At 74.9% G+C, this 20,173-nt stretch carries 17 protein-coding genes; 8 read left to right on the top strand and 9 right to left on the bottom strand.

The window, feature by feature from the left end:
* A partial coding sequence (locus tag FL583_RS27370) for an ATP-binding protein (RefSeq protein WP_420843202.1) occupies positions 1-2,254 on the top strand: 2,254 nt, incomplete at its 5' end.
* Complete coding sequence (locus tag FL583_RS27365) at positions 2,251-3,057, top strand: pentapeptide repeat-containing protein (protein WP_142707714.1); 807 nt, start codon at positions 2,251-2,253, stop codon at positions 3,055-3,057. The genes FL583_RS27370 and FL583_RS27365, both read left to right, overlap by 4 nt.
* Here FL583_RS27365 and FL583_RS27360 read toward each other — a convergent pair.
* A complete protein-coding gene (locus tag FL583_RS27360; protein ID WP_142707713.1) occupies positions 3,054-4,214 on the bottom strand; it encodes a response regulator in 1,161 nt (386 codons plus the stop codon). The two genes, FL583_RS27365 and FL583_RS27360, sit on opposite strands and share 4 nt — an antisense overlap.
* 80 nt (positions 4,215-4,294) lie before the next feature.
* Here FL583_RS27360 and FL583_RS27355 point away from each other — a divergent pair, with 80 nt between their 5' ends.
* Positions 4,295-5,425 carry an HDOD domain-containing protein gene (locus FL583_RS27355; RefSeq protein ID WP_142707712.1) on the top strand — a complete coding sequence of 377 codons (1,131 nt, stop codon included), beginning with the start codon at positions 4,295-4,297 and terminating at the stop codon, positions 5,423-5,425.
* A 68-nt stretch (positions 5,426-5,493) separates the two neighbouring features.
* Here FL583_RS27355 and FL583_RS27350 read toward each other — a convergent pair whose 3' ends face one another.
* Positions 5,494-6,111 (bottom strand): condensation domain-containing protein, encoded by a 618-nt coding sequence (locus tag FL583_RS27350; protein ID WP_142707711.1) that lies wholly within the window; start codon positions 6,109-6,111, stop codon positions 5,494-5,496.
* A 188-nt stretch (positions 6,112-6,299) separates the two neighbouring features.
* On the opposite strand from FL583_RS27350, the gene FL583_RS27345 reads away from it, so the two are divergent.
* Positions 6,300-8,684, top strand: a complete 2,385-nt coding sequence (locus tag FL583_RS27345; protein ID WP_142707710.1) for a HelD family protein — start codon at positions 6,300-6,302, stop codon at positions 8,682-8,684.
* Here FL583_RS27345 and FL583_RS27340 read toward each other — a convergent pair.
* Positions 8,641-9,867, bottom strand: a complete 1,227-nt coding sequence (locus tag FL583_RS27340) for an EAL and HDOD domain-containing protein (RefSeq protein ID WP_142707709.1) — start codon at positions 9,865-9,867, stop codon at positions 8,641-8,643. The genes FL583_RS27345 and FL583_RS27340 overlap by 44 nt on opposite strands.
* Positions 9,868-10,252: 385 nt before the next feature.
* On the opposite strand from FL583_RS27340, the gene FL583_RS27335 reads away from it, so the two are divergent.
* Entirely contained in the window at positions 10,253-11,503 is a 1,251-nt protein-coding gene (locus FL583_RS27335; RefSeq protein WP_142707708.1) for an acyl-CoA dehydrogenase family protein, read from the top strand.
* A gap of 69 nt (positions 11,504-11,572) precedes the next feature.
* Here the strand turns inward: FL583_RS27335 and FL583_RS27330 are convergent, their stop codons facing one another.
* Genes FL583_RS27330 through FL583_RS27305 form a run of 6 tightly spaced genes read right to left on the bottom strand, consistent with a single transcriptional unit; the run spans position 11,573 to position 16,893 of the window.
* The gene (locus FL583_RS27330; protein ID WP_142707707.1) at positions 11,573-12,136 is read right to left on the bottom strand and encodes a GAF domain-containing protein; all 564 of its coding nucleotides are present in this window, start codon (positions 12,134-12,136) and stop codon (positions 11,573-11,575) included.
* A gap of 11 nt (positions 12,137-12,147) precedes the next feature.
* The gene (locus tag FL583_RS27325) at positions 12,148-12,732 is read right to left on the bottom strand and encodes a GTP-binding protein (protein WP_142707706.1); all 585 of its coding nucleotides are present in this window, start codon (positions 12,730-12,732) and stop codon (positions 12,148-12,150) included.
* On the bottom strand, positions 12,713-13,093 hold the full coding sequence (locus tag FL583_RS27320; RefSeq protein ID WP_142707705.1) for a DUF742 domain-containing protein: 381 nt from the start codon (positions 13,091-13,093) through the stop codon (positions 12,713-12,715). The genes FL583_RS27325 and FL583_RS27320 overlap by 20 nt, the downstream gene beginning before the upstream one ends.
* Positions 13,094-13,099: 6 nt before the next feature.
* Complete coding sequence (locus FL583_RS27315; protein ID WP_142707704.1) at positions 13,100-13,534, bottom strand: roadblock/LC7 domain-containing protein; 435 nt, start codon at positions 13,532-13,534, stop codon at positions 13,100-13,102.
* Positions 13,535-13,562: 28 nt separating this feature from the next.
* Positions 13,563-15,434: a sensor histidine kinase gene (locus FL583_RS27310; RefSeq protein ID WP_142707703.1), complete on the bottom strand. Its 1,872-nt coding sequence runs from the start codon at positions 15,432-15,434 to the stop codon at positions 13,563-13,565.
* On the bottom strand, positions 15,427-16,893 hold the full coding sequence (locus FL583_RS27305) for a hypothetical protein (RefSeq protein ID WP_142707702.1): 1,467 nt from the start codon (positions 16,891-16,893) through the stop codon (positions 15,427-15,429). Before FL583_RS27305 ends, FL583_RS27310 begins: the two co-directional genes overlap by 8 nt.
* A gap of 281 nt (positions 16,894-17,174) precedes the next feature.
* Here FL583_RS27305 and FL583_RS27300 point away from each other — a divergent pair, with 281 nt between their 5' ends.
* The 3 genes from FL583_RS27300 (at position 17,175) to FL583_RS27290 (ending at position 20,157) form a co-directional block, all read left to right on the top strand.
* Positions 17,175-18,146 (top strand): helix-turn-helix transcriptional regulator, encoded by a 972-nt coding sequence (locus FL583_RS27300; RefSeq protein WP_142707701.1) that lies wholly within the window; start codon positions 17,175-17,177, stop codon positions 18,144-18,146.
* Between the two features lie 89 nt (positions 18,147-18,235).
* Entirely contained in the window at positions 18,236-19,354 is a 1,119-nt protein-coding gene (locus FL583_RS27295) for a beta-propeller fold lactonase family protein (protein WP_142707700.1), read from the top strand.
* Between the two features lie 83 nt (positions 19,355-19,437).
* On the top strand, positions 19,438-20,157 hold the full coding sequence (locus FL583_RS27290; RefSeq protein ID WP_142707699.1) for a hypothetical protein: 720 nt from the start codon (positions 19,438-19,440) through the stop codon (positions 20,155-20,157).
* The last annotated feature ends 16 nt before the right edge of the window (positions 20,158-20,173 follow it).

Raw genomic sequence — 20,173 nt, 5'->3', positions numbered from 1 at the left:
CTCGGGCGTCACTGGGGGCTCGGGCGTGACCGCGGCGGCGGAAGCGGCTGCGGCTGCGGCCGCGAGCTCGGGCGTGGCGGGGGGCTCGGGCGTCGGCGCGGCGGCGGATTCGGCGGCGGTGCGGCTGTTCGCCGAGCGGGCGGCGGCGGTGTCGCCGGGGTTCGCGGTCACCGACGAGACGCTCGGCGACGTCGTGCGGATCTGCCGGGCGCTCGACGGGCTGCCGCTCGCGATCGAGCTCGCGGCCGCGCGGCTGCGGTCGCTGAGCCTGGCCGAGGTCGCGGCCCGCGTCGACGACCGGCTCGCGCTGCTCTCCCGCGGCTCCCGCGGGGGCGTCCCCCGGCACCGGACGCTCCGGGCGGTCCTCGACGGCAGCTGGGAGCTGCTGAGCACCCCGGAACGCACGCTGCTGCGCCGGCTGGCGATCTTCGCCGGGGCGCCGTCGCTGGAGGGCGTCGACGCGGTGTGCGGCGCCGGACGGCCCGGCGACGAGCTGCTCGACCTGGTCGGTGACCTCGTCGACCGGTCGTTGCTGGTGCCGGTCGACGGTCCGGACGGGCGCCGCTACCGGCTGCTGGAGACCGTCCGGGAGTACGCCGCCGAGCGCCTCGACGACGCCGGCGAACGCGAGCTGATCGCCGCCGCCCACACCGCCTACGTCCTGGACGTCGCCGAACGCACCGAACCGCAGCTGCGCACCGGGCAGCAACTGGTGGCGATCGCCCGGTTCCGGGCCGGCCACGCCGACCTCGACGCGGCCACCGCCCGGGCCCTGGCCGCCGGTGAGGTCCGGGCCGCCCGGCGGCTGGTGGCGGCCCGGACCTGGTTCTGGTGGCTCACCGGCCAGCGCCGGGCGGCCGGTGACTGGGCCGAGCGGGCCCTGCGCGGGTGGGACGGCCGGACGCTCGACGACACGGTCGGGCTCTGCGTGCTCAGCGCCGCCGCCACCGCCCGCCGGCCCCTCGGCGCGCCCTGGACCCTCTCGCCCGAGCTGCTCGAGCAGCTCCAGACCCTGCAGCACCCGGTCGCCGTGTTCGCCGCGGCCTGGCTGGCCGGAGCCTCGCCCGCCGACGACGCCCCGCCGCCGCGGCCGGCCGAGCAAGAACCCCGCGCCACCGGTCCCGAGCCGCGACCGGCCGGCCCGGGACCGAAACCGGCCGGACCCGCCCCCCGGGCCGACGGATCTGGCCCCCGAACCGACGGGCTGGGGCCGCGGCCGGCCGGCCCGGGTCCGGAACCGGCCGGGCCCGGCCCCCTGACCTCCGGGCCGGAGTGGGGCGGGCGGACCTCTCGGATGTTGCTCGCGGCGGAGAGGTTCGCCGCCCACCCCGACCCGTGGTGCCGGGCCGCGAGCGCGCTCCTGGCCGGCCACGCGGCCTGGGACGCCGGCGACACCGCGGGCGCGGTCGCGGCGTTCGCGGCCGCCCGCGACGGGTTCGGCGCGATCGGCGAACGCTGGGGCTCGCTGCTCTCGGCGTCCAGCGTCGCGATGGCCACCACCAGCAGCGACCCGTGGGCCGCCCGGGAGGCGCTGCGCGAGGCCGAACGGCTGGCCTCCGAGCTCGACGGGCTCTCCGAGGTCCCGGAGCTCCTCGTCCAGATCGCGACGCTCTCCGGCCGCCTCGGCGACCACGCCGCCGCCCACGGCGCGCTCGACCGCGCCGAGGCGCTCGCCGACCGCAGCGGCGACCCGCTGCTCGCGGCCCGGATCCGGCACTCCCGCGGCGAAGTCGCCCGCTACGGCGGTGACCTCGACCTCGCCGCGGTCGAGCTCTACACGGCGCTCAAGGTCCTCGACGCGGTGCCGGGCGTCGAACCGGAGAGCGGCTCCGGCCCGCCGGCCGCGACCCGGTTCTCCGCCCAGCTGCTGTCCTGCCTGGGTCGGGTCGAGGCCGAGCGGGGCTCCGCGGCCGCCGCCGGGCGGCACGCCCAGGCGCTCGGCCGGGCCCTGCTCACCGGCGACGCCCCGCTCCGCGCCGACGTGCTCGAACGGTTCGCCGCCGGGTGCGGTGCGCCGTTCACGGGCGACGTCCGGGCCCACGCCCGTCGCGGCGCCCAGGCCCTCGGAGCCGCCTGGACCCTCCGCCACCCGGCCTCCCCACTCCCGGTGGCCACCGAACTCCCGGACGGGGCATTGCCGGAGGCCGGGACCGCCCGGGAAGCCTGCCGGGCCGTGCTGGGCGACGCGGATTTCGATCGCTGGTGGCGCGTCGGTGCCCGCCTCGACGCACCCGAGCGGACGCTGGCCGGATGACCGTCTCCCCCGACCTGCGCCCGGACTGCGCCCGCTGCGCCGCGCTGTGCTGCGTCGCGCTGCCGTTCGCCAAGTCGGCCGACTTCGCGGCCGACAAACCGGCCGGACGCCCGTGCCCGAACCTGCTGACCGACTTCCGGTGCGGCATCCACGACCGGCTACGCCCCTCGGGGTACGCCGGCTGCACGGTGTTCGACTGCCTCGGCGCCGGCCAGCACGTCACCCGGCACACGTTCGGCGGCCGCACCTGGCGCGAAGGCCCCGAGGTCGCCGATTCGATGTTCGCGGTGTTCCCGGTGGTGCGCCGGCTGTTCGAACTCCGCTGGTACCTCGAGGAGGCCCGGACGCTGGCCCCGGCCGCCCCGCTCCACGCCGACCTCGCCGACGCCCTGGCCCGGACGACCGCGCTCGCCGACGGCTCCCCCGACGACCTGCGGGCCCTCGACGTCGACGCCCACCACGAGGCCGTCGTGCCGCTCCTGCGCCGGGCCGGCGAACTGACCCGCGCCGCCACCGGCCGGCCCGGCCCCGATCACCACGGCGCGGACCTCATCGGCGCCCGCCTCGACCGGGCCGACCTCCGCCGGGCCGGCCTGCGGGGCACCTACCTGATCGGCGCGACGCTGAAAGCAGCCGACCTGCGCGGCGCCGACCTCACCGGCGCCGACCTCCGCGGGGCGAACCTCTCGGGCGCCGACCTGCGCGACGCGCTGTTCCTCACCCCGCCGCAGCTGGCCGCCGCCCGCGGTAACCACGCGACCCGCCTCCCGCCGCACCTCCCGCGCCCCACCCACTGGCGCTAGAACGTCTCCTTCACCGGGGTCACCCGCAGCGGCTCGACCACCCCGACGTACGTGCGGAAGTTCTGCAGCCGCACCCGCACCGCGTCGGTCACCGTGTCGCCCTTCCGGACCAGCGTCGCCCCGGTCGTCGCCTTGACGTCACGCACGAACCGCATGCCGACCTTGAGCTGGTTGATCGTCACCGACACCGCGTCCGGGGCCTTGTCCCGCTCCTGCGCGGTCTTCAGGATCGCCTGGATCACGTCGGTCCGGTACCGGCCGCCGGCGGTCAGCCGGGCCGCGCACTCCGGCGGCCACTCGCCGATGTCCTTCGCGGCCAGGAACTCGGTCGCGCAGGTGAAGATCTGGCGCTGCAGCTCGGCCCGCTGGTCGGGGTCCGTCTCGGACTTCGGCGGCGGTGCGGTCGCGTCCGCCACCTGGCCGCCGATCCAGGCCGCGACCCGTTCCAGCTTGGGGATCTCGGCCAGCAGGTCCTTGGCGACCGCCGGGTGCTCCCGGTACATCGACTTCTCCCCGGCCGTGCCCTCGATCCCGCCCTCGACGCGGTGCAGCACCTCGGGCGGGATCGACACCAGCCCGAGCTGGCTCAGCCGCGCGGCCATGCGCAGCTCCCAGCTGTGGCTCTGCCCGAGCATCCGGGCCGCGCCGCCGACCAGCTCGATGACGTTGTTGGTCCGCCCGCCGATCTCCGGGCTGGCCATCGCCAGGGCCTGGGCCAGCACTTTCACCGAACCCGCCAGCGTCTTCTCGAGCAGGTCGCTCTCGGCCTTCGACGCGTGGTAGGCGGCCAACGCCTCGTCGATGGCTTTCTGCAGGTCACGGGGGCTGCACGGCTTGGCGATGAAGCGGAACAGCCGGCCGGTGTTGATCGCCGCGATCGTCGAGCGCACGTCGGCCTTACCGGAGAGCAGGATCAGCACCGCCAGCGGGTTGATCTCCGAGGCCCGGGTCAGGAACTCGGAGCCGTTCATCTCCGGCATCATCATGTCCGAGACGACGACCGCGAACGGGTTCGATCCCCCACGGCTGTGCTCGAGCTTCTTGAGCGCCTCGGCCGGGGACAGCACCGCCTCGACCGCGTACTTGGTGGCCAGCGTGCGGCGGAGCCCGTCCAGCACTCCCGGCTCGTCGTCCACCAGCAGGATCCGCTCCGCCACCGCGCCCCCCGATACGAGCTGAATGCCGGTTTTGCCCTTTGACGCGTTACTTTAGCGGAGAGGTGTTCAGGGAGGGCGGGGTGCGGGTGCCGGGATTGCGGGTGCTGTGCGCCGACGACGAGCCGAACGTCCTGGCCGCGCTCCGCCGCCTGCTCCGCATCGCCCGGCCCGACTGGGACCTCGAGTGCGCCACCACCGCCGCCGACGGCGAGGCGCTCCTCACCGCCGGACGCCCGATCGACGTCGTCGTCTGCGACGCCGCCGGGCCCGGGCTCGACGGGCTCCGGCTCCTCGGCACGGTCCGCGACCGCTCCCCCGCCACCGCCCGGATCGCGCTCTCCGGCAGCACCGACCGCTCCGCGCTGCTCTCCGTCCTCGCGCTCGCCCACCGCTTCCTGCTCAAACCCTGCCGCCCGGACGACCTGATCACCGCGATCGACGAGGTCGCCGCGGCCCGGCACGCGGTCGGCGGCGCGATCTCGGTGTTCCTCGGCTCGGCCCGGTCGCTGCCCAGCGCCCCCACCGTGTACACCGCGCTCGTCGACGCCGCCGCCCAGCCCGACTGCGACGCCGCCGACCTCGCCGCCGTCCTCGAGACCGACCTGGCCACCGCCACCGACGTGCTCAAACTCGTCAACTCCGGGCTGTTCTGCCCGCCGAACCAGGTCGTCACGTTGGAGGAGGCCGTCGTCCTGCTCGGCGTCGACAGCATCCAGGCGCTCGCGCTGGTCAGCGCCGCCTACCGCACCAGCGCGCCGCTCCCGCCCGGCTTCGACCTGGGCGCTCTCACCGCGAACAGCCTGCTCACCGCCGCCCTGGCCCGCCGGTTGGCGTCGGCCGAGGGATTGGGCCGGGCCGGCACCAGCGCGCTGTTCCTGGCCGCCGTCCTGGCCGACATCGGGCTGCTGGCCCAGGTGACCGCCCGCCCCGACGGCTGGGCCCGGGTCCGCGACGCCGGCCCCGGCGAGCGGGCCGCGGCCGAGGTCGCCGGCTTCGGCTGCACCACCGCCCAGGCCAGCGCCTACCTGCTGGCCCTGTGGGGCTTCGCCGACCCGGTGCTGCGCCTGGTGCTGGCCCAGCCGGCCCCCGGTCCCGACGCCGAGGTCGCCGCCCACCTGCTCGCCTACGCCCGCCGCGTCGCACGCGCCGAACCGGCGCCCGAGGACCCGCCCGCCGCCTGGGCCGCCGTGGCGCGCAGTTTCGCGCCGTGAGGCCGGTAGGTATGGGCTTGTTATTGCAGCACCGGGCGGGACCCGTTCCGCGTTCGTCCGAGCGAGCGCTACTGCGGCAGCGACACGTCCGGCCCCGACGACTCCAGGGCGGTCACGATCGGCGACAGGATCCGGTCGAGGCCGCGGGCCAGCACGGTGACCGCGCGGGCCGCGTCCTCCTCGAATCCGTCGAGCGGGCCCTCGGGCGCGGGCGGCAGGCCGGCCAGCGGCAGCGGCGCCTCGACCAGCGCGCTCGCCCGCAGGAACGGGCCCCGGGCGATGTCCCGGTCGGTGGGCGCGACGAACTGGCCGAACGTGTTCGCCCAGTTCCGCCAGATCCCCTCCCCCTGCTTGACGTGGTCGTCGCCGAACGGGCTGGTCGGCGGCGTGTCCGACGTCACCCGGGGCAGCCTTCCGACGTCGAACGGGGGCGGCGTCACCACCTGGACCCGGCCGATCAGCGTGCCGTCCCAGCTGTTGCGGACGACCTCGGCCGAGAGCACGCGCCGGTGCCAGCGGACGTAACTCGGCGTGGCCAGCGGCGGCGTCGCGATGCGCCAGGCGGCCGCGGCGAACTCGACCGGCGCGATGTCGCCCCAGGCGTCGGCGAAGAAATCATGATGGAACCGGACGAGCTGCAGGTACCTCTCGTGTGTGCCGCGATCCAGCCGGAACACGGTGGTCATCCGCGCCTTCTCCCCGTTGCGACCCGGCCGGCACATCCACCGGCCAGGCCCAGCCTAGGCCGGACCCGGCCCGATCGGCGGACCCCTGGAACCCGGTCCGATACAGCTCCGCGGGAAGAACAAGACTGTTTTTCGACGTTGCTCTCGCTCAGGCTGTGCCTGGCCCGCTCTCGACGCAAAGGTGGACAGTGTCCCCGTCTGATCTCGACCTCGAGCAGGAACACCTGACCGGTCTCTACGGCCGCCTCGACGAGCTGAGGCTGGCCACGAAACAGCGCCTGGTCGACGTCGCCGGGCAGACCGGCGGCACCGCGCAGGCCCGCAGCGAGCGCGACGCGACGTTCACCGAGTACTCGGCCCGCCTCTCCCGCCTGGACGCGGCCGAGCAGGGCCTGTGCTTCGGGCGGCTCGACCTGGAGGACGGCGTCCGCCATTACGTCGGCCGCGTCGGCCTGCCCGCTCCGGACGCCGACGCCGACCCGCTGCTGCTGGACTGGCGGGCCCCGGCCGCCCGCCCGTTCTACGTCGCCACGAGTGCGGCGCCGGAAGGCGTCCACCGCCGGAGGCACATCGCCACCCGGGAACGGCGGGTCACCTCGCTCGACGACGAGGTGCTCGACGGCGCGCCGGACGCGGACCGCGAGCAGCTCGCGGGCGCGGCCGCGCTGCTGGCCGCGGTCACCACCGGCCGGACCGGACGGATGCAGGACATCGTCGCGACGCTGCAGGCCGAGCAGGACCGGATCATCCGCAGCGACGCGCAGGGCGTGCTGGTCGTGCAGGGCGGACCGGGCACCGGGAAGACCGCGGTCGCGCTGCACCGGGCCGCGTACCTGCTGTACCACTCGAACCGGATCGCGACCCGGGGTGTGCTGGTCGTGGGCCCGAACGCGGTGTTCCTGCGCTACATCGGGCAGGTGCTGCCCGGGCTGGGCGAGACCAGCGTGCTGCTCTCGACGGTCGGCGAGCTGTTCCCCGGCGTGGTCGCGGACCGCGTCGACGCCCCGGCGACGGTCGCGCTCAAGGGCAGCAGGCGGATGGCCGACCTGGTCGCCGCCGCGGTCCGCGACCGGCAGGCCCCGGACGGGCCCGCGTTCGACGTGCGGGTCGGCGACGACGTCGTCCGGCTGGAACCGCGGTTCTGGACGGCGGCCGCCGACCGGGCCCGCGCGACCCGGCGTCCGCACAACCAGGCCCGTCCGACGTTCGTCCGGCTGGTGACCGCGGAGGTCGCGCGGCAACTCGAGGCGCAGGCCGCAGGCCTGGCCGACCGGCTGGAGGCCGAGGCGGCGACGCTGCTCGGCGACACCGATCTGGACGCGGCCGCGGCCGCGGACCTGGCGAGGCTCGGCTACGACGAGGCCGACACCGGCGACGCGTATGGCGAGACCGCGGTCGACTACCGGGCCGTCGCCGAGGCCGACCCGAACGTGGCCGACGCCTGCGACCGGCTCTGGCCGCCGATGACGCCGGGGCGCCTGCTGGCCGAGCTGTTCGCGCACGCCGACCGGCTGGAGACCGCGGCCGCCGGGCTGCTCACCCCGGAGGAGATCGCGCTGCTGCGGCGGGAGCCCGGCCGGCCCGGCTACCCCGGCGGGTGGAGCGTCGCCGACGTCCCCCTGCTCGACGAGGCCGCGCAGCGGCTGGGCGCCGACGACCGGGCCGCCCGCGCGCAGGCGGCCAGGGCCCGGGACGAGGAGATCGCCTACGCGCAGGGCGTGCTCGACGTCGCGGTCGGGTCGAAGACCGAGGACAAGGAGGTTCTGACCGTCGGCGACCTCCTCGACGCCCGGCGCCTGGCCGAACGCCACCGGACGCTGGACGGCCGGACGGTCGCCGAGCGGGCCGCGGTCGACCGCACCTGGACGTTCGGGCACGTGATCGTCGACGAGGCCCAGGAGCTCTCGCCGATGGCCTGGCGGCTGCTCATGCGCCGCTGCCCGACCCGGTCGATGACGCTGGTCGGGGACATCGCGCAGACGTCCAGCCCGGCCGGGCTGCGGTCCTGGGACGAGGCCTTGACCCCGTACGTGGGCGACCGGTGGCGGCTGACCCGGCTGTCGGTGAACTACCGGACGCCGGCCGAGATCATGCGGATCACCGAGCCGCTGCTGGCGACCCTCGACGCCGATGCCGAGCCACCGTCGTCGGTGCGGGAGACCGGCGAGCCCCCGTGGCACGCGGAAGTTCCCCCGGCCGCGCTGGTGAGCCGGGTGGCCTCGGTCGCCCGCGCGGAACTCGCCGGCCTCGGCGACGGGCGGCTCGCGGTGATCACGCCGGACGCGCTCGCGCCGGCCGTCGCGGCGGCGCTGCCGGAGGCCTCGGCCGGCCCGGAGCCCGACCTCACCGAGCGGGCCGTGGTGCTGGGGGCCGCGCAGTCCAAGGGCCTGGAGTTCGACGTGGTGCTGGTCGTCGACCCGGCCGGGATCATCGCGGCCGCCCCGCGCGGGCGCAACGACCTCTACGTGGCGCTGACCAGGGCCACCCAGCGGCTCGGGATCCTGCACCCCGGGGAGCTGCCGGACGAGCTCACGCGGATGCCAGCAGGAGATGTGCCCAGCGCAGCGCGGTGAACTGGGCGTCGGCCAGCTCGGCCGGGCCGAGGACGCCGGGCAGGCGCTCGACGACGCCGTCCGCGTAGCGGGTGGCGATGCGCAGCACCTGCCCGAGCGGCCCGGCCCCGGACGTCAGCGCGGCCTTGAGCGGCGGCGCCAGCGGTAGTGAGCCGACCAGCTCGGGGATCGGCAGGCCGAGCTGGTCGGACAGCCCGTCGAGCAGCCCGACCGTGAACGCCGCGTCCGGCGGTGCCCCGAACACCGGGGCCAGCTGGGAGCAGAACCGGGCCCGGCTGAGCACCACCGAGGCGACGTGTTCGTCGAGCGCGTCGCCGTCGCTGATCAGCATCAGCGTCACCCAGCCCTGGATCCGGTTGAAGCCCAGCAGCACGACCGCCTCGCGCAGCCCGGCGACCTCGCGGGTCTGCCCGGACGCGGCCGCGCCGGCCGCGGCCAGCAGCCGGTAGCTGACCGCCGGGTCCTGGGCGACGGCCGAGGTGACCTCGTCGACGCCGGCGTCCTCGGCGCTCAGCAGCGCGATCAGCCGCAGGCGGGCGGTCGCGGTCGTCGAGAGCCGCGGCCGGGAGACGACGTGGGCCCGGCCGACCGCGGGCCCGGTGAACAGTTCGAACCCCAGTTCGATCGCGGTGAGCAGGTCGTCTTCCGCCTGCAGGTGCCCGGCGATCGCGTGGACGTGCGGGTAGGGGCCGAGCGCGTGCCGGGCGGCCTCGATCTCCTCGCGCGCGGCCCCGCGCAGGTCGATCGTCACGTAGCCGGCGTACGGGAGCAGCCGTTCCTGGGTGCCGAGCCCGCACCCGGGGTCGAGCGCGAACGTGAAGCCGCGCCGGGCCAGCTCGGCGGCGCCGTCGGCCACCTCGTCGTCGACCGTGACCGCGGCGCTCACCGACAGGCCGGTGTGCCCGGGGTCGAACGGCACCGGGACCGCGCCGGTGAGGAAGTCGCGGTTGACCGTGACGAAGCACGCGGCCTCGCCGACCAGCTCCTCGACGCCGAACTCGGTGAACGCGGCCACGATCAGCTGGGTGAGCGCGTCGGTGCGGGCCCGGCTGTCGATGCCGTCCCCGGCGGTGTCGCGGAAGACGAGCTGGTAGGCGACCACGTCCCCACCGCGGTTGTAGATCGGCTGCCGGCCCACGTGGATCAGCGGCGGGGTCGAGCCGTCGGGGAACTGCTTGAGCACGCCTTGAAACTACCTAAAAGGGTCATAGCTACCAATGGGCCACGTCCGGCGCTTGGTTGCCGTTTCTTCGCGGGCGGCTCGGCGGCACCCGGGAACACCACCGTGAATCATCTCGCGACTACGCAAACGGAGGAACGAGTGACGCCGAAGCTCATTCCGGGCTCCCGATCCTGACCCTTATAGCCGTTTAGCCGGTTCGGCCGGCGTTGGCGTCCGTTGGCGACGCCGGAAGTGAGCCTCGAATGAACCTCTGCGACTGCTGCGTCGGCGGAACAGACGCGACAGGGTTGAGCTCGGCGCCAAATACGGACGGCTGGTGTCTTCTGTAATACCGGCACTGCGGCCGGCAGTCCGGGCCCGGCTACGTCGTCGTCATGGAGGCTGCATGGACGGCTATTTCAGCACCGACCGCCACGACCGCATCCGTTCCGAGGTGCGCTCCTTCGCCGAGGCGGAGGTCCGCCCGCGCATCGCGGCGATGGAGGAGGACCGGGGCGTCGCGTACGAGCTGTCCCGGCTGATCGCGCGGCAGGGCTGGATCGGGGCCACGATCGGCGCCGGGTACGGCGGGATGGACGCCGGGCACGTCGCCAAGACGATCATCATCGAGGAACTCTCCCGGGTGAGCGGGGCCATGGGCGCGATGGTCCAGGCCTCCCAGCTGGGCACCGCGAAGATCCAGCACTTCGGCTCGGACGCCCAGAAGCAGCAGTGGCTGCCCGCCGTCGCCCGCGGGGACTGCCTGCCGACGATCGCGGTCACCGAGCTGACGTCCGGCAGCCACGTGCTCGGCATGGCGACGACTGCCCGCCGGGAGGGCTCCTCCTACGTCCTCAACGGGCGCAAGGCGTACGTGGGCAACAGCCACGTCGGGGATCTGCACGGGGTGGTCGCGCGCACCGGCGGCACCGGGAGCCGGGCACTCTCGGCGTTCCTGGTCGAGGCCGACCGCCCGGGCTTCTCGACGGCGCCCCACCGCCCCGCCGTCGGGCTGCCCGGGTTCAGCTTCGGCGAGCTGATCTTCGACGAGTGCCGGATCCCGGCCGCGAACCTGCTCGGCTCCGAGGGCGACGGGCTCGACGTCGCGTACTCGTCGAGCATCCTGGTCGGACGCCCGAACCTGACCGCGGTGTCGCTCGGCATCCACGAGGCCGTGGTCGCCGAGACCGTGAGGTTCGCCGGTCGGCAGCGCCGGTACGGCAAGCCGCTGGCCGAGCTCCCGACGATCCGCGACCAGCTCGGACGCATGCAGTCCCAGCTGATGACCGCCCGGCTGGCCGCCTACCACGCGGCCCACCTGCTCGACCGGGGCATCGCCTGCGACGCCGAGCTGCAGAACGCCAAGCTCGTCAACGCGGAGTACGCGCTGGACTCGGCCCGGCTGGCGGTCGAGATCCACGGCGCGTACGTGCTGTTCCCGGACGACTCCCCGATCGCCCGCTACCAGCGGGACGCGTTCCACATCCTGCCGCCGGCCGGGACGTCGGCCGTCCAGCGGCTGCGGCTGGCCGAGTTCGCGCTCGGCCAGGTCAAGGGCGCCCCCTGGTCGACCCGGTTCGCGCCCGAGGAGCCCGACGACGTCGTCACGCTGATCCCGGCGCCCCGGGAGGCGCTGGTCGAGGCCGAAGCCGTCTGACCCGCCGGGGAACCGGGCCCCGGCGGCCGGGCCCCGGGCCTCACCGACGAGGCCCGGGGCTCCGGCGGTTCACCGGCCCAGCTCCCAGATCCGCTGCTCGATCTGGCCCACCGCGTCCTTGATCAGCTTCAGACCGGCCCGGCCCCAGGTCCGTCGCTCGGTGTCCACGATGCACGCGGTCCCCAGGACGAGCCCGGTGCGCGGGTCGTGCACCACGTCCCCCAGGTAGCTGCGGATCCCGATCAGGTCGACGACCTCGTTGCTCTCGAACCGCGGGTGCGCGCAGACGTCGTCGAGCACCAGCGCCTTGCCCCGGCCGACGACCTCCGGGCAGTACCCGTGCTCGAGGTCCATCACCCGGGAGACGCCGTCGCCCTCGGCCGGCTGGGACTCCGACGGGACGTGCAGGCCGGCGAAGAACTGGTGCCGGTCGGTGCGGAAGTTCACCATCGCGTACGGCGCGTACTCGATCCCGGCCAGGTTCGCGCCGTCCTGCGCGAGCTTGGTGGCCAGGGCGTCGAAGCCCTCGTCGGGCGTGTCGTAGAGGCCCAGCTCACGCAGCCGGGCGACGCGCTCCGGGGCGTGGACGTCCGGCCGGGGCAGGTCGAGCCCGGTCTCCTCGTCGAAAGGCATGTTCGTTCCAATCAGGTTGGGGTGGTCGCGAGTGAGTGCTTCACGACCGCGATCAGCACGTCGGTCACCGACCGGGCCAGCCGCGCGTCGCAGTGCACGACCGGGACCCCCGGGCGCAGGGCGAGCGCGTCGGTGATCTCGTCGCCGGTGTACTGGTAGGAGCCGTCGAACTCGTTGACCGCGACGACGAACGGCAGGTCGCGGTCGAGGAAGTACTCCACGGCGGCGAAGCTGTCGGCCAGCCGCCGGGTGTCGACCAGGACGACCGCCCCGACCGCACCCAGCGCCAGCTCGTCCCACATGAACCAGAACCGGTCCTGGCCGGGCGTCCCCCAGAGGTAGAGCTTGAGTTTCTGGGCCGGGAACGAGATGCGGCCGAAGTCCATCGCGACCGTCGTCGTGGTCTTGCCCTCGATGCCGTCGAGGCGGTCCAGCTGAGCGCTGGCCGCGGTGATCAGCGCTTCGGTGGTCACCGGGGTGATCTCGCTGACCGACTTGACCAGCGTGGTCTTGCCGACGCCGAACCCGCCGGCGACCAGGATCTTGAGCGGGACGAACGGAAAAGACTCATCGTCATCAGAGGTTTTGGAGTCCATCGAGCAGCTTCTCCAGAAGTCGTTCGCGGTTCTGCCCGTCGGCGGCCGCCGCGGTGCGCAACCGCACCGCGCCCAGTCCGATCAGGTCGGAGATCAGAATCTTGGTCACCTGGACCGGCCGGTTCAGCGCGGCCGCGATCTCCGCGACCGTGCGGGGCTCGGCCGAACACACGGTCACCGCGTGCAACTGCTCGGGGTCCAGATGGTGATCGGGGACCGCGCCGGTGGACCGGACCAGCGCCATCAGGTCGATGGGGACGGCCGGGGCGGTCCGTCCGCCGGTCACGGCATACGGACGCACCGCCTCGGTCTCGTCGTCCTCGACCCACGGTCGGGAGCCGGGCCACTGGTCGTCGGTCACCGGTCGTCAGCCCGCGAAGCCATCGATCCGGTGGCTGCCGACCCGGCTCGCGGTGGCGAAGTAGTCGCCGACGCGCCGGGCCAGCAGCGTCATCTCGTAGCCCACGATGCCCGCGTCGGCGTGCGGCGCGGCCACGACCGAGAGCAGCGTGTTGCGGCCGGCCGCGGCCACGAAGAACAGCATCTGGTCGAGCTCGGCGACGACCTGCCGGACCCGGCCGCCCTCGAACTGGGCGCCCAGGCCCTGGGCCAGGCTGTGGAAACCCGAGGTGATCGCGGCCAGCCGTTCGTTGTCGGCCGCGGGGAGGCCGGTGTTCGCGTACGTCGAGATGCCGTCGATGCTGACCGCGACGACGGTCTGGACGTCCGGGGTGTCCCGCTTGAACTCGTCGAGCACCCACGACAGGTTCGGGGTCGCGGGCGTGGCGTACATATCGGTCATCGGTGGAACTCTCTCCTGGGCACAGGGGTCAGCCCGCCGACGGCGGGTTCTCCTCGTTGTCGGCGCGTTCGCGTCCCCGCTGGTAGTTGGCGAACAGACCGGGGTTGTGGGCGGTCGGCTCGCTGTCGCCGGCGTCCGGTTCGGTGAGCCCGGTGGGGCCGGTGGGCCCGGTACGCAGTTCGGGGGCCATGTGCTGCCCGTCGCGGCGGGGCAACGGCGGCCGGAGGACGTCGTCCGGTGACAGGTCGGCCGGCGGGCCGGCCGGCTCGGCCGGAGCCGCGACCCGGGGCGGGGGGTAGCCGGCCGAGGCGGCCCGGCCGAGCTCGGCCAGCCGTCGCCGGTCGTCCTCGGTCAGCCCGAGGGATCCGGTGTCGGTCAGCCCGTGGGATCCGGTCTCCTCGCTGCGGCCCTCGCTGCGGCCCTCGCCGCGGCGCGGCAGCACGGTGCCGTTCACGGTGGCGGTGCCGGTCGCCGTGCCGGTCGCGGTGCCGGTGGCGGCCGGGGGTGCGGCCACGGCGGTCGCGGTGCCGCCGCCGACGACGGGCGGCGGGGCCGGCAGCGCGGACGGGCCGAGGTCGGCCCGGCGCATCGGCTCCTCGGCCAGCAGCTTCTCGGGCAGCACGACCAGCGCCCGGTTCCCGCCCCGCTCGTTGCGCTCGAGCCGCACCCGGATCTGGTACCGGCGGGCGATCGCCGCGACGACGATCAGCCCGATCCGCCCGTCCTCGAGCTGCTCCCCCACGTCGAGGCGCTCCGGCGTCGCCAGCAGCTGGTTCATCCGCTGCCGCAGCTCGGCCGCCATCACCAGGCCGAGGTCGTCGATCTCGATCGACAGCCCGTCCGGCACCAGGTCGACCTGGATCTGCACCCGGGACTCCGGCGGGGAGAACACGGTCGCGTTCTCGACCAGCTCGGCGATCAGGTGGATCACCTCGGTCACCGCGTGGCCGACGATCGTGCCGTGCACCGGGCGCAGCACCTTGACCCGGCCGTAGTGCTCGATCTCGGCGATCGCCTGGCGCAGCACCGTGTAGACCGGCACCGGCTTGCGGATCTGCCTGGCCGTGGCCCCGCCGAGCACCGCGATGCTCTCGGCCTGCCGGCGGGCCCGGGTCACCAGGTGGTCGAGCTGGAACAGCGCGTTGAGCAGGTCCGGGTCCTCGACCTGGCTCTCCAGCGCGTCCAGCTCCTTGATCGCGCGGTGGATCAGCGGCTGGAGCCGCCGGGCCAGCGTGATCAGGACGCCGACCGGTTGGTGCCCGGTCGAGAGCGACGCGACCGCGAACGACGTCTGCATCAGCTCCCGGACGCCGGCCTGCAGCTCGGACAGCGGAGCGGGCCAGGCGTCGGCCGCCGGGAGGGCCGGGACCTGCGGGTCGGGGTGGTCGCCGTCGCGGATCAGCACCGCGACCCGCCCGAGCTCCTCCACCGAGTCGGCCAGCGCGGCGTTGACCTGGGCCACCGCGAGCACGGTCGCGTGCTGCTGCTCGTCGATCGCGCGCTGGCGCTCGTCGAGGGCCGACCGGCCGGCGTTCTCGCGCCACTGGGCTTCCCAGGCCGCGTGCTCGGCCTGGAGGCGGGCCGTCCGCTCGGCGGTGACGTCCTCGCCGATCTTCCGGACCGCGCCGTTGACCGCGAGCAGCGCTCCGAGCAGCACGGCCAGCCACCCGGCCGCCGCCGCGACTCCGACCCAGACCGACGCCCCGACGACCGCGGCCGTCACCGCGGCTCCGGCCCCGATCAGCGCGACCAGCACGAGCGACCCGACGACGATCCACCACAGCCGCGTCCGCAGGCCCGGTGGTGCACCGGCCTCCGGGGGCAGCGTCCGCAGCTGCCCGAGCTGTGCGGTGTCGTCCGCCGGTGGCGGCCCGTCGAAGGAACGCGAAGGGTCAGTCATCGAGGTCCAGCTTTCCGAGGAAGGCCAGGACGGAATCGACCTGGCTCAGCGTCAGGAGGCGGCTGCGCGGATGCAGCATGTCGACCACCCCGTACTCGCTCAGCTCGCGGGCCCGCCGGACCACCCACGACCAGTCGAGTTCCAGGTAGTCGGCGAGCGCCCGGAGGCGGCGGGCCGGGGTGGGCCCGGGGCTGACCGTGCGGGCCCGGGCGTGCTCCACGGCGTCGGTGTACGCGCGGAGCTGGGCCTTGCGGTCGGTGACGTCCACCTGGCACACGTCCGGGACGCGGAGCCAGTTCGTGACCACCGCGCGCCGCCCGGGTACCAGCAGGAAGCCGTCGATCTGGGCGTATTCCGGCTCGGCGCAGACCAGCGCCGGGACGCCGGTGTGCTCGGCCCAGGCGACGGCCAGGAACAGCAGCAGCCGCTCGAAGCCGGGGCTGTCTTTCACCACCGCGGCCGGGACGCAGAACGCGACCGACCCGGCGTCGGATCGCTGCGCGGCCTGGCGCAGCAGCGCGTGCTGGTGCCGGAAGAACAGCCAGGACGCGGCTTCCTCGCCCCGGCACTCCCGGTTCCACAGCGCCCAGGTCTGCACCTCGTCCGGCAGCCAGCGGACGGCGTGCCGGGCGCAGTACCGCGACCCCAGCCAGGCCGCGCCGATCCCCGACACGCCGGGCAGCGAGGCCCGGGCCACCGCCGAGAGCGGCCGGTCGACGGCCCCGTCCAGGTCGGACGCGGCCCGGCGCAGCGCCGCGTCGTCGGCCGACAGCCCGTCGTCCAGATTGGTGAGGGCCCAGGTCAGCCCGTAGGTGAGGTCGTCGAGCCGGTAGGCCGCCGGGATCGGCAGGACGTCCTCGGGGCGCTCGGTGGTCAGGTAGCGGCGGGCGTGGGCGGCGTCCATCGCGTACAGACCGTTCGCCGAGGCCAGCACCAGCGCCCGCCGCAGCGGCCGGACGAACGTGCGCAGGTGCGGGACGTCGTCGGGGCCGATCCCGACCAGGTCGCCCGGTAACGCCGACGCCTCGTAGGCCTGCACGGCCACCGTCGTGCCGTCGAACAGCCCGAGGCCGTCCATCCGCCAGGACCCGTCGACGCCCGCGGCCGGGGACGACGGCCAGAGCAGCGAGTTCCCCCACCGGGCGTCGAGGGCCAGGGCGGTGGCCCGGGACGAGAGCCCGAGCGGGCGCGGGAGCACGACGTCGTGCGCCGGGGCCGGGCGGAACAGCAACTCGGTCTCGACGCCGAGCATCTCCTCGAGCACGACCCCGGACAGGCTGCGCGGGTCGCGCTCACCGGACAGCCAGCGCTTGAACGTGGCCTGCGAGATGCTCAGCGGCGCGGCCGCGGTCCGCTCGGCGACCCGGCGGGCCGCGTCGGCGAACTGCATCTCGAACACGGGCCAGCTCACCCAGCCGCGCTGTTCCAGCACGGCGCGCAGCAGCGTCCGCTCAGCCATGAGCCCCTTCACGGGTCGCGATGGTCACCGACACGCGCACGCCGGTGACGGCAGCATGCACGGGACGCCGGGGGTGGACGCGAGGGAAAGCGCGCCACCCACCACAGTGGAATATACGGAAGTCGCGGGGGTGCGCGTGGGTAGTGCGGAGTAGCCCAGGTCACATCCGCGCCACGCGTCACAGCTGGTCATCCTCCGGTCGCGGACCGGGTTCTTCTGCCGCTGCTCGTCCCAGCGTGTGGATCGATACCGGGCAGCTCCCGCCCGGTATAAACGACAGCATGACCCGGCCGACCGCGCGCGTGCTCGCGCTGCTCGAGGTGCTCCAGCGGGGCGGCACCCGCACCGCCTCCGAACTGGCCGCGCAACTCGGCGTCGACGAGCGCACGATCCGCCGGTACGTCGAGCACCTGATCGACCTCGACGTCCCGGTCCGGGCCGAGCGCGGCCGCTACGGCGGGTTCCGGCTCGCGCCCGGCTACCGGATGCCGCCGCTCATGCTCACCGACGAGGAGGCCCTCGCGGTCCTGCTCGGGCTGCTCGCCGGGCGGCGGGCCGGGCTGGTCGCCGCGTCAGCGGCGGCGATGGAGAGCGCGGCGGCCAAGGTCCAGCGGGTCCTCCCGGCCGCGCTCGGCGCCCGGCTGGACGCACTCCGCGAGACGCTCGGCTTCACCACCCCGGCCCGGGACGCGGTGACGCCGGAGACCGACGTCCTGCTGACGCTCGCGCTGGCCGCGCGCGACCGGCGGCCGGTCGCGCTCGCCTACGCCCGGCGGGACGGGCAGCCCAGCGACCGGACCCTGCACCCGTACGGGATCGTCGCCCACGGCGGCCGCTGGTACGTCACCGGCGCGGACGACGCCAGCGGCGAGGTCCGCACGTTCCGCCTCGACCGGATCCGGCGGGCCACCGTGCTGGCCGGGGAGTTCGACGTGCCGGACGACTTCGATCCGGCCGCCCGGGTGCTCACCGGCATCGCCGCGGCCCCCTACCGGCACGCGGTGTCGGTGCTGGTCGAAGGGGCCGCCGAGGGGCTGCGGCTGCCGTCGATCGCCGCGGTCAGCGCGGCCGGCGACCACACCCGCGTCCGGTTCTGGGCCGAGGAGCTCGGCTGGGTCCCGGGGGTGCTCGCCGGGCTGAACCGTCCGTTCGTCGTCGAGTCCCCGGACGCCCTCCGCGACGAGGTCCGCGCCCTGGCCACCCGCCTCGTCGGCTACGCCGGTCGGTCGACCGGAGCCGGCCCGCCGCCCTGACCCGGCTACGCCGGGAATGCGCGTCCGGCGACGGATGCCGGGCTCGCGCGGCGCCGGAGGCGCGCGGCCGGGGCCTACAGTGGATCGGTATGGGGCGGCACTTCCGGCCGGTGATCGTCGCGGTGCTCGCGACGGTGCTCGTCATGGCGGTGGCCGGGGTCGCCGGCGTGGCGCTGGTGCGCCGGTCCGACCGTCCGGACCGGGCCGGCCGGCCTGCGCCGGGCGCCGCGCCGGCGGCAGCGGCGGCGCCGCACGGGGAGCCACCGGCTCCGCCGCCGGTCAGTAGCGCGCAGCCGCGCGTCGTCGGGACGGTCCGGGTCGGAGCCGGTCCGCAAGGGATCGTCTTCACGCCGGACGGCTCCCGGGCCTACGTCGCCGACAGCGACGGGAAGCGGCTGTCGATCATCGACACCGCCCGCCGCCGGGTCGTCGGGACCGTCCCGCTCCGCGACGACCCGCAGTACCTCGCGATGCGCCCGGACGGCCGCCGTCTCTACGCCGCCACGCACGACTACCGGACCCACCGCGGCAACGCGATCGCGGTCGTCGACCCGGCGACCAACAAGGTGGTCGGCCGGATCACCGCGGGCCTCGACCCGGCCCGCTCCAGCCCGTACGCGCTCGCGGTCTCCCCCGACGGGCGTCGGCTCTACGTCCCCGATCACGACGTCGAGAAGGTGCTCGTCTACGACACGGCGACGAACGCGCTGCTGTCGGCGGTGCCGGTCGCGCCGACCCCGCACTGGATCGCGTTCGCCCCGCAGCGCTCGCTCACGCTGATCGCCGACCACGACTCCGGCACCGTGATCCTGCTCCGCTCGACCGACAACGCGCACGTCGCCGACGTCCGGGTCGGACGCAGCCCGCACAGCGTCGCGGTCACGCCGGACGGTCGCCGGGCGTTCACCGCGAACTTCGACGTCAGCACGTCGTCGGTCATCGACCTCGCGACCCGTCGCACGATCGGGACCGTCCCGGTGGGCCGCAACCCCCGCTGCGTGACGATCGCGCCGGACGGACGGCACGCGTACTTCGCCGCCGAAGGCGGCAACGTGCTCACGGTCGTGGACACGAGGACGCTGCGGGTCACCGCCACGGTCAAGGCCGGCCGGGGCCCGTGGGTGCTGGCCGTCTCCCCCGACGGCCGAACCGGCTACCTCAGCAACCGGGCCGCGAACACAGTCACGCTCCTGGCCCTCACCGGCTGATCCCCACCCGCCTGAACGGCCCCTGTCCCCCCGCGGCCACCGACCGTAAGGTGCCCACCATTCCGCCCCGGGGGGAGGCACCCATGCCGATCATGCGCCGATTCCTCAGCCCAGCCGGCCTGCTGTTCGCAGTGCTGTGTTTCGGGTTCCCGTTCGTGACCGTGTCCTGCGAGTCGCCGATGGGCTCGGTCAGCGCGACCGTCTCCGGCGCGACGGCGATCACCGACACCCGGCCCGACGTCCACGGCACCGGAGTCTTCGCCGGGGCCCGGGCCAAGGAGGGCACGGCGGACGTGTCCTCGGTCGATCGGCTCAAGGGTGCGCTGGCCCGGGTGCTGCTCCTCGGGAGCCTGCTGACGACGCTCGTCGCCTTCGGGCTGAGCTGGGTCCGGGGGTCGCGGTGGTGGCCCGCGGCCGCGGCGGTGGCCGGCCTCGTCGCCTGCGCGCAGTTGTTCGTCGGGGTCCTCGCGCTGCGTGCGGCGCTGCTCGGCGCGGTCGGCGACTCGCTCTCGACGCTGGGCGAGTCCTACGCGGCCGACGCCGCTCAGGACATGGTGCACGTCCGGTTCGGACCGTGGCTGACAGCCGGGCTGATCGCGGTCAGCGTCGTACTGCTGACCGCCGACGCACTCGCGCCCCCGCCCGGGCCGCGCCCGCCGTGGCCGCCGCACCCGCCGCGGCCGGCGCGCAACGTGGCGGCCGGGCCGGTGCGCAACCGGCCGATCCCGCCACCGTCACCCGCTCGTACGGCGTTCGTCCCCCCGGGGACGTCCGGGCCGACCACAATGCCGTCACCCCAGTGACCCTCGGAAGGCCGGT

It is taken from the genome of Cryptosporangium phraense (assembly GCF_006912135.1).
Lineage (GTDB): Bacteria > Actinomycetota > Actinomycetes > Mycobacteriales > Cryptosporangiaceae > Cryptosporangium > Cryptosporangium phraense.
Note: the sequence above shows the minus strand (reverse complement) of the source record. Positions and strands in the feature narration are given on the sequence as shown.

Excerpts from the sequence above, each read along its gene's own strand:
- FL583_RS27365 (WP_142707714.1), top strand. The coding sequence starts at position 2,251 with ATGACCGTCTCCCCCGACCTGCGCCCGGACTGCGCCCGCTGCGCCGCG.
- FL583_RS27350 (WP_142707711.1), bottom strand. The coding sequence starts at position 6,111 with ATGACCACCGTGTTCCGGCTGGATCGCGGCACACACGAGAGGTACCTG.
- FL583_RS27335 (WP_142707708.1), top strand. The coding sequence starts at position 10,253 with ATGGACGGCTATTTCAGCACCGACCGCCACGACCGCATCCGTTCCGAG.
- FL583_RS27330 (WP_142707707.1), bottom strand. The coding sequence starts at position 12,136 with ATGCCTTTCGACGAGGAGACCGGGCTCGACCTGCCCCGGCCGGACGTC.
- FL583_RS27325 (WP_142707706.1), bottom strand. The coding sequence starts at position 12,732 with ATGGACTCCAAAACCTCTGATGACGATGAGTCTTTTCCGTTCGTCCCG.
- FL583_RS27315 (WP_142707704.1), bottom strand. The coding sequence starts at position 13,534 with ATGACCGATATGTACGCCACGCCCGCGACCCCGAACCTGTCGTGGGTG.
- FL583_RS27310 (WP_142707703.1), bottom strand. The coding sequence starts at position 15,434 with ATGACTGACCCTTCGCGTTCCTTCGACGGGCCGCCACCGGCGGACGAC.
- FL583_RS27305 (WP_142707702.1), bottom strand. The coding sequence starts at position 16,893 with ATGGCTGAGCGGACGCTGCTGCGCGCCGTGCTGGAACAGCGCGGCTGG.
- FL583_RS27300 (WP_142707701.1), top strand. The coding sequence starts at position 17,175 with ATGACCCGGCCGACCGCGCGCGTGCTCGCGCTGCTCGAGGTGCTCCAG.
- FL583_RS27295 (WP_142707700.1), top strand. The coding sequence starts at position 18,236 with ATGGGGCGGCACTTCCGGCCGGTGATCGTCGCGGTGCTCGCGACGGTG.
- FL583_RS27290 (WP_142707699.1), top strand. The coding sequence starts at position 19,438 with ATGCCGATCATGCGCCGATTCCTCAGCCCAGCCGGCCTGCTGTTCGCA.